At 38.0% G+C, this 16,267-nt stretch carries 13 protein-coding genes and 1 tRNA gene; 11 read left to right on the top strand and 3 right to left on the bottom strand.

Features of this window, described 5'->3' with window-relative positions:
• Nucleotides 1–213 precede the first annotated feature (213 nt).
• Together D7029_RS17520 and D7029_RS17515 are read left to right on the top strand one after the other, a co-directional pair.
• A complete protein-coding gene (locus D7029_RS17520; RefSeq protein ID WP_194951383.1) occupies nucleotides 214–798 on the top strand; it encodes a DNA-3-methyladenine glycosylase I in 585 nt (194 codons plus the stop codon).
• A 170-nt stretch (nucleotides 799–968) separates the two neighbouring features.
• Complete coding sequence (locus D7029_RS17515) at nucleotides 969–2,228, top strand: valine--pyruvate transaminase (protein ID WP_194951382.1); 1,260 nt, start codon at nucleotides 969–971, stop codon at nucleotides 2,226–2,228.
• A 265-nt stretch (nucleotides 2,229–2,493) separates the two neighbouring features.
• Here the strand turns inward: D7029_RS17515 and D7029_RS17510 are convergent, their stop codons facing one another.
• Nucleotides 2,494–4,152 carry a putative transporter gene (locus D7029_RS17510; protein ID WP_088494346.1) on the bottom strand — a complete coding sequence of 553 codons (1,659 nt, stop codon included), beginning with the start codon at nucleotides 4,150–4,152 and terminating at the stop codon, nucleotides 2,494–2,496.
• Nucleotides 4,153–4,542: 390 nt separating this feature from the next.
• On the opposite strand from D7029_RS17510, the gene D7029_RS17505 reads away from it, so the two are divergent.
• Nucleotides 4,543–4,878 carry a YceK/YidQ family lipoprotein gene (locus tag D7029_RS17505; RefSeq protein WP_088494347.1) on the top strand — a complete coding sequence of 112 codons (336 nt, stop codon included), beginning with the start codon at nucleotides 4,543–4,545 and terminating at the stop codon, nucleotides 4,876–4,878.
• A gap of 62 nt (nucleotides 4,879–4,940) precedes the next feature.
• Here D7029_RS17505 and D7029_RS17500 read toward each other — a convergent pair whose 3' ends face one another.
• Nucleotides 4,941–5,246 (bottom strand): DUF5339 family protein, encoded by a 306-nt coding sequence (locus D7029_RS17500; RefSeq protein WP_088494348.1) that lies wholly within the window; start codon nucleotides 5,244–5,246, stop codon nucleotides 4,941–4,943.
• A gap of 298 nt (nucleotides 5,247–5,544) precedes the next feature.
• Here D7029_RS17500 and D7029_RS17495 point away from each other — a divergent pair.
• From D7029_RS17495 to D7029_RS17460, 8 genes are all read left to right on the top strand, one after another.
• Nucleotides 5,545–5,621: transfer RNA gene (locus tag D7029_RS17495), tRNA-Pro, on the top strand.
• Between the two features lie 859 nt (nucleotides 5,622–6,480).
• Nucleotides 6,481–8,088 carry a dipeptide ABC transporter periplasmic-binding protein DppA gene (gene dppA, locus D7029_RS17490; protein WP_088494349.1) on the top strand — a complete coding sequence of 536 codons (1,608 nt, stop codon included), beginning with the start codon at nucleotides 6,481–6,483 and terminating at the stop codon, nucleotides 8,086–8,088.
• Between the two features lie 165 nt (nucleotides 8,089–8,253).
• The gene (gene dppB / locus D7029_RS17485) at nucleotides 8,254–9,273 is read left to right on the top strand and encodes a dipeptide ABC transporter permease DppB (protein WP_075671336.1); all 1,020 of its coding nucleotides are present in this window, start codon (nucleotides 8,254–8,256) and stop codon (nucleotides 9,271–9,273) included.
• A gap of 11 nt (nucleotides 9,274–9,284) precedes the next feature.
• A complete protein-coding gene (gene dppC / locus D7029_RS17480) occupies nucleotides 9,285–10,187 on the top strand; it encodes a dipeptide ABC transporter permease DppC (protein ID WP_075671338.1) in 903 nt (300 codons plus the stop codon).
• A 12-nt stretch (nucleotides 10,188–10,199) separates the two neighbouring features.
• Nucleotides 10,200–11,183 (top strand): dipeptide ABC transporter ATP-binding protein, encoded by a 984-nt coding sequence (gene dppD, locus D7029_RS17475; protein ID WP_194951381.1) that lies wholly within the window; start codon nucleotides 10,200–10,202, stop codon nucleotides 11,181–11,183.
• The gene (gene dppF / locus D7029_RS17470) at nucleotides 11,176–12,177 is read left to right on the top strand and encodes a dipeptide ABC transporter ATP-binding subunit DppF (protein WP_194951380.1); all 1,002 of its coding nucleotides are present in this window, start codon (nucleotides 11,176–11,178) and stop codon (nucleotides 12,175–12,177) included. The genes dppD and dppF overlap by 8 nt, the downstream gene beginning before the upstream one ends.
• Nucleotides 12,178–12,698: 521 nt before the next feature.
• A complete protein-coding gene (locus D7029_RS17465; RefSeq protein WP_088494354.1) occupies nucleotides 12,699–13,409 on the top strand; it encodes a HAMP domain-containing protein in 711 nt (236 codons plus the stop codon).
• A 186-nt stretch (nucleotides 13,410–13,595) separates the two neighbouring features.
• Nucleotides 13,596–15,104 (top strand): insulinase family protein, encoded by a 1,509-nt coding sequence (locus D7029_RS17460; RefSeq protein WP_228766710.1) that lies wholly within the window; start codon nucleotides 13,596–13,598, stop codon nucleotides 15,102–15,104.
• A gap of 100 nt (nucleotides 15,105–15,204) precedes the next feature.
• Here D7029_RS17460 and D7029_RS17455 read toward each other — a convergent pair whose 3' ends face one another.
• Nucleotides 15,205–16,215, bottom strand: a complete 1,011-nt coding sequence (locus D7029_RS17455; RefSeq protein WP_194951379.1) for a serine hydrolase domain-containing protein — start codon at nucleotides 16,213–16,215, stop codon at nucleotides 15,205–15,207.
• Nucleotides 16,216–16,267: the final 52 nt, after the last annotated feature.

Genomic DNA, 16,267 nt, shown 5'->3' with positions numbered 1-16,267 from the left:
AATAAAAAGAAAGGTTTCAGTATACCTTCTAGACGAAAGATATACAGCAAGGAATGCGGGCAATTTTCCCTCGATCAAAAAAATAATCCCTTAATTGACTTTATGACTATGCTCAAAGAATTAGATTGAATTTTTTTTCACCTATTTACATGTATATTTATACAGTATATAAAATGGTACTATTACAAGTTATTGGTAACAAGGAATGAGAAAATGAATAAACAGCGTTGCGATTGGGTAACCAGTGATCCTGAATATTTGGCATATCATGATGATGAGTGGGGTAAACCTGAACGAGATAAATACAAGCTTTTCGAAATGATCTGTCTTGAAGGTCAACAAGCTGGGTTATCTTGGTATACCGTACTTAAGAAAAGAGAAGGTTACCGCCGCTGTTTTTTTAATTTTTCACCCGAAAAAATTGCCAAAATGACAGATAAGGATGTTGAAGCTTTATTGCAAGATCCCGCAATTATTCGTCATCAAGGAAAAATTAACGCCATTATTAATAACGCTCGTATTTTCATGGCAATGGAAGAACAAGGTGAAGATTTTAGTCAGTTTATTTGGCAATTTGTTGATAATAAACCCATTATTAATCAGTGGAGCGATATATCTCAAGTACCTGCATCTACTGAAATCTCGGATAAAATGGCAAAAACGTTAAAGAAAAAAGGCTTTAAATTTGTTGGTACAACAACGTGCTACGCATTTATGCAAGCCGTTGGTATGGTAAATGACCATATTCTCTCTTGCTTTTGTCGCCAAGAAGAGAATAAAAACGCCAATAAAAAGTAAAATATGAGTTGAGTTATCTTTAATCGAGAGTGTTATTGGCTTTATATTTCAATATTTAAAATCATATTAATATTACTATTCTATCATTTCGATTATAACTATTGATGCAGGTTAAAGCTCGCGGTATGGTATTTCTTAACGAGAAAGCAACATAGAAGATACCTGCAAAGATGACTCAACTATCACAATTTGGGCAAAAGTTTGCTCAGCACTCAGGCATTGCTCGCTTGATGCAAGACTTAAATGAAGGAATACGTACACCCGGTGCTGTGATGCTAGGGGGCGGAAATCCTGCTCATATTCCTGAAATGGATAACTATTTTCGTCAGTTGCTTAAAGAGATGACCGAAAATGGCTCATTAAGTGATGCGGTTTGTAACTATGATGGTCCGCAAGGCAAAGATGCCATGTTACAAGCGTTGGCGGCATGTTTAAAAGAGAAGCTAGGCTGGAATATTTCGGCAAAAAATATTGCACTAACTAATGGCAGCCAAAGTGCTTTTTTCTACCTATTTAATTTATTAGGTGGCACAACCAAAGATGGGAAGAAACGTAAAATTCTTTTCCCAATTGCCCCTGAATATATTGGTTATACTGATTCTGGATTAGAAGAAGATCTGTTTGTTGCGAATAAGCCAACAATAGAAATGTTGCCAAATGGACAATTTAAATATCATGTCGATTTTGCTCATCTTGAAATTGGTGATGACATTGCCGCTATTTGTGTTTCTAGACCAACCAATCCAACAGGTAATGTAATTACTGACGATGAAGTTGAAAAGCTAGAGGCTTTAGCTAAACGGCACAATATCCCTCTGATTATAGATAATGCTTACGGTGTTCCTTTTCCAGGTATTATTTTCACTCAAGCAACACCTCGTTGGAATGACAACACTATCCTTTGTATGAGTCTGTCTAAGTTAGGCCTACCGGGAGCACGTTGTGGCATTATTATCGCCAATGAAACGCTGATTTCAGCTATTACAAATGTTAACGGCATTATTAGTCTCGCACCCGGTGGAATTGGGCCTGCAATGGCATTAGAAATGCTAAAACGCGATGATTTAATGCGGTTATCTCAAGATGTGATAGGGCCTTTCTATCATCAACGAGTACTTGAAACTATTAATATTATCCGCCGCTACTTACCTGAAGAGCGTTGTCTTATTCATAAGCCGGAAGGTGCGATCTTTTTATGGCTTTGGTTTAAAGATTTACCTGTTTCTTGTGAAGAGCTTTACCGTCGTTTGAAAAAACGTGGTGTATTAATGGTGCCGGGACATTACTTCTTTCCGGGATTAGAAAATTCATGGGATCACGCTCATCAATGTATGCGGATGAATTACGTGCCTGAGCCTGAATTGATTGAGAAAGGAATAAAAATTCTGGCTGAAGAAATCGAGAACATCTATCAGCCAGTGAATATCTAATAAAAATGCCCCTTCAGCGAGAAGAAGGGGCAAAGACAATAACGAGGACTTTTGAGCATAAGTTTGACGGAAAGAAATTGATTACTAAAAATTTAGCAATCCGTCTCAATCTAAATTTCTTAGCACGAGAACTATTAAAACAGACATTTATAAAATCTATGGCTTAAATAAGAGCCATTCATTGCCTTAATTATCCCTCTGCTAAGCCAAATGTGGATTTTGATAACAAATTTGGTTCAACTATTTAATATATTTATTATTTTTACTACAAAGTCCATATAATAAGTGCCATTAATTGTGGTGTTATGATGCGTAAAAACATTGCTAAAGGATAAACTGTGGCATAGGAAAGCGCGGCAGCCCCACTTGAGCTATGAATTGAGTTTGCGAAGGCTAATGCAGGGGGATCGGTCATTGAACCAGCCAACATTCCGCAGAGGCTTAAATAATTAAGCTTAAAGAAGACTCTGGCAATCACACCGACAATCAATAACGGTAATAATGTAATCAAAATACCATAACCAATCCAACTCAAACCTTGACCATAAATTAATGTTTCGACAAATTCACCGCCAGAGTTTAGCCCTACCACAGCAAGAAACATGACAATACCCAACTCTCGTAATGCCAAGTTTGCACTTGGAGGCATAAACCAATAGAGCTTACCAAATGTACCAATACGTCCTAAAATTAAGGCAACAACAAGAGGACCACCAGCCAAACCTAATTTAAGAGCCACAGGAATACCGGGAATAAAAATAGGAATAGAGCCAAGTAGAACCCCTAAGCCGATACCAATAAAGACAGGAAGCATTTGGACTTGTTCTAATTTCTGACGGGCGTTACCTAACAGAACTGTAATGGCTTCAATAGATTCAGGGCGTCCAACAACATTAAGAATATCCCCGAATTGCAACATACTATTATTACTTGGAATAAGTTCGATACCTGCGCGGTTCAATCGAGTCACTACAACATCGTATTTTCTTTTAAGATCCAGATCTTTTAAACGTTTACTGAGCACGGAATCATTCGTTACAACGACTCGTACTGATTGAAGTAAATTTGTTGATGTTGAAAGTGAAGCATCGACCTCTTCACCAAGTATTAGGCGAACTTTATTGAGATCTTCTTTTGAACCGACAATATGGAGTAAATCCCCTAACTGAATAATTGTTGATGGCATCGGTACCATAATGTTATCTCCACGCTTTAAGCGGGAGCAGACGATGGCATCTTCATTGAGTAGAGGAATATCTTGCATTAATAAGCCATCTAAATTGGGGTTTTTAATCGCAATATTAATGGTATGTAGTGCATCTTTAGTGCTGTGTTGTTGGTTACTAAAGGCTTTTGCTTCTTCATCAATGTTGATTTTAAAGAACACACGAATAAGCCACATTACGAGTAGAATGCCACAGATACCCATAGGATAAGCCATGGCATAGCCCATTCCCATTTGTCCCACAGAAGTTGGGTCAACATGCAGATCTGTCAGTATTTGTTGCCCAGCACCTAAAGAAGGCGTGTTGGTAACAGCACCAGAAAAAATACCCAAAATAATAGGTAAAGGAACGTCAAATAGACGATAAATAGAAGCGGTTATGATTGAGCCAAGAAGAATAATTAAGATGGCGAAGGCGTTTAGTTTTAAGCCTGAAACACGTAGTGAGGAGAAAAAACCCGGACCGACTTGGATACCAATAGTATAAACAAAAAGAATAAGCCCAAATTCTTGAATAAAATGAAGAGTTTGTGCATTAAGCGAAAAGTTATAATGCTGAGCAAAGTGGCCAATAATAATTCCACCAAAAAGAACACCACCTATCCCTAGGCTGACTCGATAGATTTTGATATTGCCAATCCAAAGACCTAGAGCGCCTGCTAATGACAACATCACCATTGTTAATGCAATATCACTCATAGAAAAGATCCTGTACCCAAAAATAAAAATGAGAAAATTTGAGCTAAAACGATAAACCTATTTTGGCAAAGAATAATGAAAGTCGCTGTGTCTTATCGCACAGATCTAGCATATATAGAGATAAAACAAACAAGAAAGATAAATATAAAGCTAAAATGTTTATTTAAAATAATGAAGGTTGAATTTTAATATCATAGAAACATAATAATTAATAATATTATTATGCTTTTTAAAATTAGATAAAGTGAAACTTTTTCACGCGAGACTTATTTATTTAATAACTAAAAAATTAAGCTTTTTTATATCATCTTTCTCTTGTCCTGTAAGAGAAAACAGGTTTAACTATATGATAAAAAGCGTTGACTACGGATCTCGTTTTATAGGTGCCCTATGATATTCAGAACGACAAGTAAAAATTTAACATTAGTCACATTTTTGACGACATTACTGACAGGTTGCTCAAGTGTTATGACTCATGCTGGTCCGAATAAAGAACTTTATTCAGGGACAAAAAATAACATGACAATGCTAAAAGATGATGAAACTGGATGGGCAATGAAACCATTGGTTATTCTCGATCTTCCTTTTAGTGCCGTATTAGATACTTTATTATTACCTTATGATTATTATACTCAGGGTGATGATAAAAGTGATAATTCACCTAAAGAACGCATAAAAAGATTGGAAAGTACAACTGCGAATAATAATCATGAAAATAAGAATTAATATCAAATTAATGACTAAATAATAAATAAGTAATTATATTTAGTCATTATCTGTTTATTTGATTATTTATTTAGTACCGTTTCTTCTTTAGGTCCAAACATTTTATTCAAACTATTAAGCTCTTGCATTTCCTTGTCACATATTACTTTTTGTTCTGACAGAGGCGCTGTCATTATCTGCTTTTTGCTTTGCTCGAAGTTAGCCTTAATCTCCGGCATATTATGTTTTAGATCTTCTCTTTGAGAAATGTACTGAATAAATCTATCCGCTTCTTTAAAGTACACTCGGCAAGCATGAACTGTAGATGCTTGAGCTGGAAGTGTGGTTGACAATAAAAGTAATGCGACACCCCACCAACGTTGTTTCATTCTCTAAACTACCTACCTTATTTGACATAAGGGAATTATATAAAAAGCACACTAATTAGACGATAATAATTAAGAATAAATTTGTTATTTTTTTTCATTTTTTATGGGTAACGTAAAGAAAGCCATAGTAAAACGAAGATAGACAGGTAAGCTTGTTACAATAACGCTAAAATTCACCTCTTTTTATGATAAAAAAGTTAAAAATCAACCGTTTTGGTTGAAAACCATACGAACAGTCAGGAGATACTAAAAAAGTATTGACGGAGTGGGCTTCAGGCAGTAAGATGCACCTCGTTTTCGGCGAGTAGCGCAGCCTGGTAGCGCAACTGGTTTGGGACCAGTGGGTCGGAGGTTCGAATCCTCTCTCGCCGACCATATTAAGAAACCCCGCTTTTAAAGCGGGGTTTTGTCGTTTTAGCCTCACTAAAAATACCTCTCTGTTTTTTGCTCTCACCATAATAGTGCTTTCTCTCAATCATTTTACTTCTATCCCATCCATACCTTGCATTCGAAGTTCCTATTAAGTTTAAAAACAGAAATTCATGGAAATATTTTCCAAATCAAGAGAAATATTGGCTGGAAATGCAGTAGGTTTCGCTGATCTATAAAGTCATTTAGGCATTAAACTATTTTAGAAGTTTTTTAATAAACAGCCTAAAGACGTCTGTAAATTTTCTTCTAACGCCACTTTTTATGGGCGATAGAACTTCTGGTAATATTTAAAGAATATAAATTTTTCACTATGAAAGAATTAAAATCATTAATAACAGACTGAATTTCATGGTCTTATCTAGTTAAGTGATTTGCTAAGAGGTAAAAATTGATACTTTTCACTCTATTTGCTTGATTAAAACTAAAATCAGTATCCTCTAGTAAGATAATTATTTTTCTTCCATAACAGAATAAAGCGCCAAGTTCTTTGTTTCATTTCAAAATATTCGTTCAATATTTAAGCGGTTAATCACAAATTATGGCTTTTTTTAAAATAGTCATTTTACTTAAGGATTCCTTAATGTGTGGTTTTATTGACTAGATATTAGTCAGAGACTTATTTTTTTATTCTGAGTTTGTTCAATATTTGTTTCATTTGTGTTTATAACGAGTTCTTTTTACCTTCTAACACCTTATTGACGTAAGGGGATACAGTTGGTTAATTGAACAATGACAAAATAAAAAGGTATTCCGTTTTTAAACAGGAAACCAAAACACAACAGAACAATTTCGGAGAGTAATGATGAAAAGCTCCAAAAAACAGACAGGAATTTTGACCGCTACAATTGGATTGCTCGCATTAGCTGTTTCTGCGGGTGTGCAGGCAAAAACATTGGTGTATTGCTCTGAAGGCTCACCTGAAGGATTTAACCCTCAGTTATTTACCTCTGGAACAACCTATGACGCAAGTTCAGTGCCTATTTATGACCGTTTAGTTGAATTTAAACTGGGTACAACAGAAATCATTCCAGGCTTAGCTGAAAGTTGGGATGTGAGCGATGATGGTAAAGTGTATACCTTCCATTTACGTAAAGGCGTGAATTGGCATAATAGTAAAACTTTTAAGCCAACACGTGAATTTAATGCGGATGACGTGATGTACACGTTTATGCGTCAAATGGACCCGAAACATCCTTACCATAAAGTGTCTGGCGGAAGTTATGAATACTTCTCCGGAATGGATATGAACAACATGATCGAGAAAATCGAGAAGGTTGATGATCATACCGTTCGTTTTGTTTTAACGCGTTCAGAAGCCCCTTTTATTGCTGATATGGCAATGGACTTTGCTTCTATATTATCCGCTGAATATGCGGATAACATGATGAAAGCAGGTACACCTGAAAAAGTGGACTTAGATCCTATCGGTACAGGGCCTTTCCAATTACAGCAATATCAAAAAGACTCTCGTATTCTTTATAAAGCGAATGACCAATATTGGGGTAAAAAACCAGATATTGACCGTTTAGTCTTCTCTATTACACCTGATGCCTCTGTACGATATGCAAAACTGCAAAAAGGTGAGTGTCAGGCAATGCCTTTCCCAAATCCTGCTGATATTGCGAAGATGAAACAAAATAGCGATATCAATCTATTAGAACAACCGGGCTTAAACGTGGGTTATATCTCTTTTAACGTTGAGAAAAAACCACTGGATAACCAAAAGGTTCGCCAAGCATTAAGTATGGCGGTGAATAAAGACGCCATTATTGAAGCTGTTTATCAAGGCGCAGGCCAGAAAGCGAAAAACCTCATTCCTCCTACAATGTGGGGTTATAACGACGATATCGTCGATTACGAATATAACCCTGAAAAAGCCAAAGCGCTGCTAAAAGAAGCGGGTCTTGCAGATGGCTTTACTATCGATTTATGGGCAATGCCAGTACAGCGTCCTTATAATCCAAATGCCCGCCGTATGGCTGAAATGGTACAAGCGGACTGGGAAAAAATTGGTGTTAAAACCAAGATTGTAAGTTACGAGTGGGGCGAATATCTCAAACGTGCTAAATCTGGTGAACACCAAGCAGTGATGATGGGTTGGACGGGGGATAATGGGGACCCAGATAACTTCTTTGCTACGCTATTTAGTTGTGCCGCAAAAGAGCAAGGATCGAACTATTCAAAATGGTGCTATAAGCCATTTGAAGATCTGATCCAACCTGCTCGAGTTGCAGCCGATCACGACAAGCGTGTTGAACTCTACAAACAAGCTCAAGTGGTTATGCATGATCAAGCACCTGCACTGATTATTGCTCACTCGACCGTTTATGAGCCTGTGAGTAAAAAAGTAGAAAACTATGTGGTTGATCCGTTAGGCAAACATCACTTCGAGAATGTCTCTCTTAAATAATAGCAATACCTAATCGTTGGATTGCCTTAAGTACGGTGTCTTTCTTTATGAAAGGCACCGCTATTCAATAATAACGAATACATTCAGTACACTGTGGGCGCAGGGGACTTTCCCCTGATTTATCAGCGCTATCTTTTAGCTGATGTTTGAAAAGAGAATTAGGATATGCTGCAATTTATCCTTCAACGTTTGGGACTTGTGATCCCTACGTTTATCGGAATTACATTACTGACGTTTATCTTCGTCCATCTTATTCCCGGTGATCCGGTAATGATTATGGCGGGTGAACGTGGCCTTTCTCCAGAGCGTCATGCTTATTTAATGGCAGAGTTGGGGCTGGATAAGCCTTTATGGCAACAATATATCAATTACCTAAATGGTATTTTCCATGGTGATTTGGGTATCTCATTAAAAAGTCGCATTCCTGTATGGGATGAATTTTTACCTCGCTTTAAAGCCACTTTAGAACTTGGCGTTTGCGCCATGATTTTTGCGGTTTCAGTTGGGATCCCAGTTGGTGTTTTAGCTGCGGTAAAACGTGGGTCTATCTTTGATCATACTGCGATTAGTGTGTCATTAGCAGGTTACTCCATGCCAATTTTCTGGTGGGGGATCATGTTAATCATGTTAGTGTCTGTAAAATTAGACCTAACACCTGTCTCTGGACGTCTTGCTGATAGCGTCTTTTTAGATGACAGTAATCCACTTACTGGATTTATGCTGATTGATACCTTTATTTGGGGTGAGGAAGGGGATTTCTTAGATGCCGTTCATCACATCATTTTGCCTGCCATTGTATTAGGAACCATTCCTTTAGCCGTTATCGTGCGTATGACGCGCTCTTCAATGCTTGAAGTATTAGGCGAAGATTATATTCGTACTGCAAGAGCAAAAGGTTTAAGCCGTGCTCGCGTCATTCTTATCCACGCATTACGTAATGCGATGTTGCCTGTTGTCACCGTTATTGGATTACAAGTCGGGACAATGCTGGCTGGCGCAATCTTAACAGAAACCATTTTCTCATGGCCGGGATTAGGACGCTGGTTGATTGATGCCTTACAGCGACGTGACTATCCCGTTGTTCAAGGTGGTGTGCTTTTAATTGCAACGATGATTATCTTCGTCAATCTGTTGGTTGATGTTCTTTATGGCATTGTAAATCCTCGTATTCGCCATAAAAAATAAGGAATGCATAAATGACTGAAAATAAAGTAACACCGGTCATCAGTGCACCGGCTCCCATGACGCCCTTCCAAGAATTTTGGCACTACTTTAAACAAAATAAAGGTGCCGTTGTTGGGTTAATCTATATTGTAATTATGTTGCTTATCGCATCACTTGCAGGTTTTCTTGCACCTCATGCCCCTAATGAGCAATTTCGAGATTTCTTATTGGCACCTCCTGTTTGGCAAGAAGGCGGAAGCTGGCAATTTATTCTAGGTACAGATGATGTTGGCCGCGATATTCTTTCTCGCTTAATGTTTGGTGCTCGCCTTTCATTATTAGTGGGCTGTATCGTTGTTGTGCTATCACTTATCTTAGGAATTATTCTAGGGTTAGCTGCGGGTTATTTCGGTGGTCTTGTAGATATCGGCATTATGCGTGTTGTCGACATCATGCTGGCATTACCAAGTTTATTATTGGCGTTAGTATTGGTCGCTATTTTTGGTCCCTCTATTGTTAATGCTTCTATCGCATTAACTTTTGTTGCCTTACCGCATTATGTTCGATTGACTCGTGCTGCTGTTTTAATTGAAGTTAACCGTGACTATGTGATTGCCTCTCGTGTTGCAGGCGCAGGTTCAATGCGTCAAATGTTTATCAATATCTTACCTAACTGCCTTGCGCCTTTAATTGTTCAAGCCTCTTTAGGTTTTTCTAATGCAATCTTAGATATGGCGGCATTGGGCTTTTTAGGTATGGGCGCGCAACCACCAACTCCTGAATGGGGAACCATGTTATCTGATGTGTTGCAGTTTACACAAAGCGCATGGTGGGTTGTGACGTTTCCTGGTCTGGCGATTTTGTTTACCGTATTAGCCTTTAACTTAATGGGTGATGGTTTACGAGATGCGCTTGATCCGAAATTAAAGCAGTAACGGAGTAAGAACATGGCATTACTAAATATTAATCAACTATCTGTTCACTTTGGTGATGAAGATACTCCGTTTAAAGCGGTAGACCGAATTAGCTATCAAGTTGAAGAAGGGCAAGTGGTCGGCATTGTAGGAGAATCTGGTTCGGGTAAATCTGTTAGCTCGTTGGCGATTATGGGGCTTATTGATTTTCCGGGACGAGTGAGTGCACAAGAGCTCTATTTTGATGGTAGAGATCTTATGAAAATCTCTGAATCAGAACGACGCAATTTGGTTGGTGCTGATGTTGCGATGATTTTCCAAGATCCAATGACAAGCTTGAATCCTTGCTTTACGGTTGGCTATCAAATTATGGAAGCGTTAAAAGTCCATCAGGGTGGAAGCCGTAAAACACGTAAACAACGTGCTATCGATCTCTTAACGCTGGTGGGTATCCCTGATCCGGCTTCTCGCTTAGATGTTTATCCACACCAGCTTTCAGGGGGAATGAGTCAGCGTGTTATGATCGCAATGGCGATCGCTTGTCGCCCTAAATTATTGATTGCTGATGAACCGACCACTGCGCTGGATGTGACTATTCAGGCACAAATCATAGAGCTTTTGCTCGACTTACAAAAACAAGAAAATATGGCACTGGTGTTGATCACTCATGATCTCGCATTAGTGGCAGAAGCTGCAGACACTATTATTGTGATGTATGCGGGGCAAGTCGTGGAATCTGGAAAAGCATCAGAAATTTTTAAAGCGCCTCGCCATCCTTACACTCAAGCATTATTAAGAGCACTCCCAGAGTTCGCGAGTAATAAAGCACGATTAGCATCACTACCGGGCGTTGTACCGGGACGTTATGATCGACCAACAGGTTGTTTACTCAATCCACGTTGCCCATATGCTCATGATGAATGTTATAAGATTGAGCCTGAATTAAAAGAACTTGGAACGCATCGTGTGAAATGTCATACACCGTTAGATAATGCAGGGAGACCAACTCATGGCTGAAGTTAATCCAAATGTATTAACTCCCTTATTAAAAGCTGTCAATTTAGCAAAATATTACAGCGTGAAAGGCGGGCTTTTCTCAAAAGAGAGAACAGTTAAGGCCCTTGACGGTGTCTCTTTTGAATTAGAGCGGGGTAAAACCTTGGCAGTTGTTGGTGAATCCGGGTGTGGTAAATCTACATTAGGTCGATTATTAACGATGATTGAGATCCCTACTTCCGGTGAGCTTTCTTATCGTGGGCAAAATTTGCTAATTAAAGATAAATCGGCTGAGAAGTTACGTCGTCAGAAGATCCAAATTGTGTTTCAAAATCCTTATGGATCATTGAACCCGCGTAAAAAAGTGGGACAAATTTTAGAAGAGCCTCTATTGATCAATACAACACTGAATGCTTCTGAGCGTAAAGAAAAAGTATTATCAATGATGGCTAAAGTTGGATTAAAAACAGAACATTATAGCCGATACCCACATATGTTTTCTGGTGGTCAACGTCAGCGTATTGCTATTGCGCGTGGCTTGATGCTTGATCCAGATATTGTGGTAGCGGATGAACCGGTTTCTGCACTGGATGTATCAGTTCGTGCTCAAGTACTGAATTTAATGATGGATCTGCAACAAGATATGGGGCTCTCTTATGTTTTTATTTCCCATGATCTTTCGGTTGTTGAGCATATCGCCGATGAAGTTATTGTAATGTATTTAGGGCGTTGTGTAGAAAAAGGAACAAAAGCACAAATTTTTGAAAATCCACAGCACCCTTATACGCAGGCATTATTATCAGCAACACCAAGATTGACACCTGAATTAAGACGAGAGCGCATTAAATTAACGGGCGAATTGCCAAGCCCATTAAATCCACCACCGGGTTGTGCTTTCGCTGCTCGTTGTCGTCGTGCATTTGGACCATGTAGTCAATTACAGCCAACATTAAAAGAGTATGACGGTCAGCTTATTGCTTGTTTTGCCGTGGAGCAAGATAACGCAATAGTTTAAATAAACTCATCTCATTAAATAAGAGCAATATATTGATTTATATTGTTCTTATTTTTTCATTAATAATATTTAATTAATCTTAACTAAATAATCTAATAATGATTTGATAGATATCAAATATTATATTTATGTGAATTTTTTAAAATATAAACTTCAACAATATTAAAGATAAATAATATTTTCCATTAAGAAATATACTGTGCTTAGAATTGTGCTTTAACTCTGGATTAAGGGTTTAATAGTGTTTAATTTTATATGCCCTGGTGTTTTTTAGTGAATTGTATCTTTTCATTAATATAAAGTAGATTTGTTGTAAATAACAAAGAGAGTAAGATTTTATTTTTATTTTACTATTTTTATATTATAACTATACTCAAATAATAATAATTATATATTTATCTACTTTCATTTTAATGGATAGGCGCTTTTTATAACGTTATTTTCTTTATTGAGAGTGATACATAATCACAAAAATACAGTATAATCACTCTGATCAGACATGTATATTGGAAATAGCAACGATGAAACCTCATCTTAAACATTCATTAACAATAAAACAGATGGCCGCTGTTGCGGGCGTTACGTTGGTGACTATTGCTATTTTTATCAGTATTCAACTTGTTTATTTGATAGATCAACGTCGTGAAGATTATCAAAATCAGCTTTTTAATGCCGGTGTAAGTATCCAGCAACCACTCGCTGATGCATTGTTACGGTCAGATTTGAACGATGCTAAACAACAGATAGTTGCACTAAAAGCAACGGGGATTTTGGGTAAAGCGATTGTCATGCAACCCGAGAATGTGCAAGTAATGAATTTAGATTTTGCACCCAAAAAAGAAGTCTCTGAATTTTCAAGTTGGCTTTTTGGTATTCCCGTTGAAGCTGTTATTCCTTTACAGCCATTAGGTATTACTTCAACAGATGATAAGTCCTATAGTGGTCATCTCATTTTACAGGCTGACACAAACCGTTTTTATCGTTTTGCCAGTAATACTGTCGCATTGATGCTAACAACATATCTGTTGATGGGGCTTATTCTGACGGTTGCTATTAGTTGGTGTATTAATCGTATTGTTGTAAAACCTTTACGCCAAATCGCCGTCACCCTCAATAAAGATAGCCAAGTTTCAGCGTTATCTTGTCCAAAATCACATTGTGATGATGAGATTGGTTTGCTGGTTAAAGGATATAATCATCAAAAATCTGATCAAAAATTGCCGAAGGTCTGAACCTTCTTACGCCATAATGAGTCTAATCACTATAGTGATTTCATTTCATGTTTCTGTGGTGATAAAGAATGATAATACAAAAAATAGACATCCAACATCTAACATGTCTTTTGGCACTTATTGTTAAACCTCATAAGTGGTTTAATACCAAGGATTAATACAACAGAGGTTCACATGCAGGGTGTAATGACACGAATTTTATTGGGAAGCGTTATGTTCGGCGCTGTTGTTTGCCAAGTTCAAGCAGAGGCTTTACAGCCTGATCCGGCTTGGCAAGAAGGGCGACTAGCAAATGGCTTTCAGTGGCAAATCTTACAAACACCGCAACGTCCAAATGATAGAATACAGATCCGTTTATTAGTCAATACGGGGTCTTTATCGGAAAAAAGCAGTGAAACGGGTTTTTCATCCTTGGTGTCCAAACTCAACGTTTTGGAAAATACAGGTTTAACGCCAGAAAAACGCGATAATCTATGGAAAAATGCGTTAGATCCTGACTATCCGTTGCCTCCAATGATCGTTTCATACGATTTTACTGTTTATAATCTAAGTTTACCGAACAACCAGCCTGAGTTGTTAAAGGATGCGTTTGCATTATTAGCAGGTATTGCTAAACCTGCACAATACACAGAAAATGCGGTTCGTAACGCAGTTCAATCACCGCTTCCGATTGCAACATTTCCTCTTAATATTGAAGATCCTATCTGGCGCTCACGCCTTGAAGGCTCTAATTTAAAAGGCCACAATCCAGGTAAACCCGTTAATCAATCTGTAAATACCAAAGAGTTGTCGGATTACCAACAGCGTTGGTATACCCCAGATATGATGACGCTTTATGTTGCAGGTAATGTTGATAACCGTGTATTGACTGAAAGTATTAATCAGGCTTTTTCATCTCTATCAGGAAAGCGTGTAACGCCAGTTCCAGTGCCTGTTCTTGCTGATATGAAACCTGAAACGTTATATGTGCAAGAGCCTATGCGTGCAAAAGACCAGATTGCTTTAATTTGGGATTTAGATTGGTCGCCAGTAAAAGACTCTGACACGTTAAATAAATATTGGTTAAGTGATTTAGCTCGTGAAGTAATTTTTGTACATTTAGGTCGTAGTCTTGAACAACGCAAAGAAAACGACAGCACTCAAATTAACATTGATTGCCGAGTACAATATCAGCGTGCAAGTTGCTCTTTAAATCTTGATACTGCTACAGCACACATTCCTGCATTAGCATCATGGGTAGGAGAAGAATTGGGCCGCTTGCGTAACCAAGGTATCAGCGACGAACTATACCAAGAGTTACAACAAGAGAAACAACTTCAATTAACTCAATTATTTGCGCGTTATGCAAAAACCAGTACGGCTATTTTAATTAATCAGCGCTTGTTATCGCAACAAAGCAATATTATTGATATTCCACCTGAACAATATCAGCGTTTACGCCAAGCATTTTTAGCTGGCTTAACAAAAGAGACCTTAAATCAGGAGCTTTCAAGAGTTTTATCTGAAGATATTGCTTTTGTACTAACGCAAAGTGGTGAAACGCCAACTGTAAATCTAGGTGAGTTGCGTATTCAATTTGAAAAGCAAGTTCATCCAGAAACGGCAAATACACCGGCTCCTGTTGCAACTAATGCTACACCAAATAAAGCAGTTGAAACCCCAGCGGCGGAAACAACACCGACGAAGAAATCGTAGTAGAACAGAAATAGGCTGATATTGAAAATATATCAGCCATAAAGCAAACAAAAAGCCAAAAGTGTTATCGATACACTTTTGGCTTTTTATTTGTTTGATCTTAAAGACGTTTAAACGCTTCTTTAATAATAGCTATCAAATCTTCACGGCTATTTCTCTGGGTTGTAAAACCTGCAATAGCAATCTGTTTTTCAGGTAAATAATAAGCTACCGAGCCCCAGTAACCAAGGTGATAGTAAAGTGTGCCTAGGCTAGTTTCTTCAGCCATTAAACCTAAACGGTAATTTGCAGCACCAGTATGCGAGCCTTGCCATTTCATCTCTTTCAAGGTTGAGGGATGTAAGTAAACTCTATCTTCGAAGAGATCAGCTGTAAATTCAGCTAATTCAAGGGTTGTCATCACAAGTCCGCCGCCGCCAAAAGCGTCCATTGAAGGATCAATATGAGTACCTTCATGCTCACCTGTAAATTGTCTAGCGCGCGCTTTAGGGGGCTTAGGTTGTAGCTCCAAACCTTCCCACCATGTTTGTGGTAAATTTAAGTCTTGAAAATGCAATAATTCACGAACGGCGATGGCCATATTTTTTCTCATAAACTGAGAAAGAATATCACCTAACAAAATGTAGCCTGTATCTGAATAAATAAAGCGTTTTCCTGCTGGGATAATGGGAAAACCTTGTTGAGCATAGCGTGCTATTTGCTCTTCTCGTGTCCATTTATGAGAGGGATCTTTAATCACCTCTTCAAGGTAAGCTTCATTTGCATGATCGAATAAACCACTACTGTGGCTTAATAAATGACGTAGTGTAATGGTTTTGAGATCATACCCTAGCTCTAATAATGTCTGTTGATAATTAGCACTTAAATACTTAGTTATGTCATCATCAAGGGATAGAGCATCTTGTTCCCATAAACGTAAAAAAGCGGCAGCAAGAAAGGTTTTTGTATTACTAGCGATTCGAAAAGGCGTATCTACAGTTAATTTTTTCTGGGTACTTTCGTCAGCAAATCCGTGTGCCATACCAAAGGGGTATTGAATACCAGCACCTGTGATATAGATAGCACTTGCTGAAGGTAAGGCATGAAAAGCATCAGTCATTGATTGAACCATAGTTACTTCCTTATCTGTCAGGAAAATAAATCAGCAAAAAGGGTGTACTTGG

Source organism: Proteus vulgaris, from assembly GCF_016647575.1.
Lineage (GTDB): Bacteria > Pseudomonadota > Gammaproteobacteria > Enterobacterales > Enterobacteriaceae > Proteus > Proteus mirabilis_B.
Note: the sequence above shows the minus strand (reverse complement) of the source record. Positions and strands in the feature narration are given on the sequence as shown.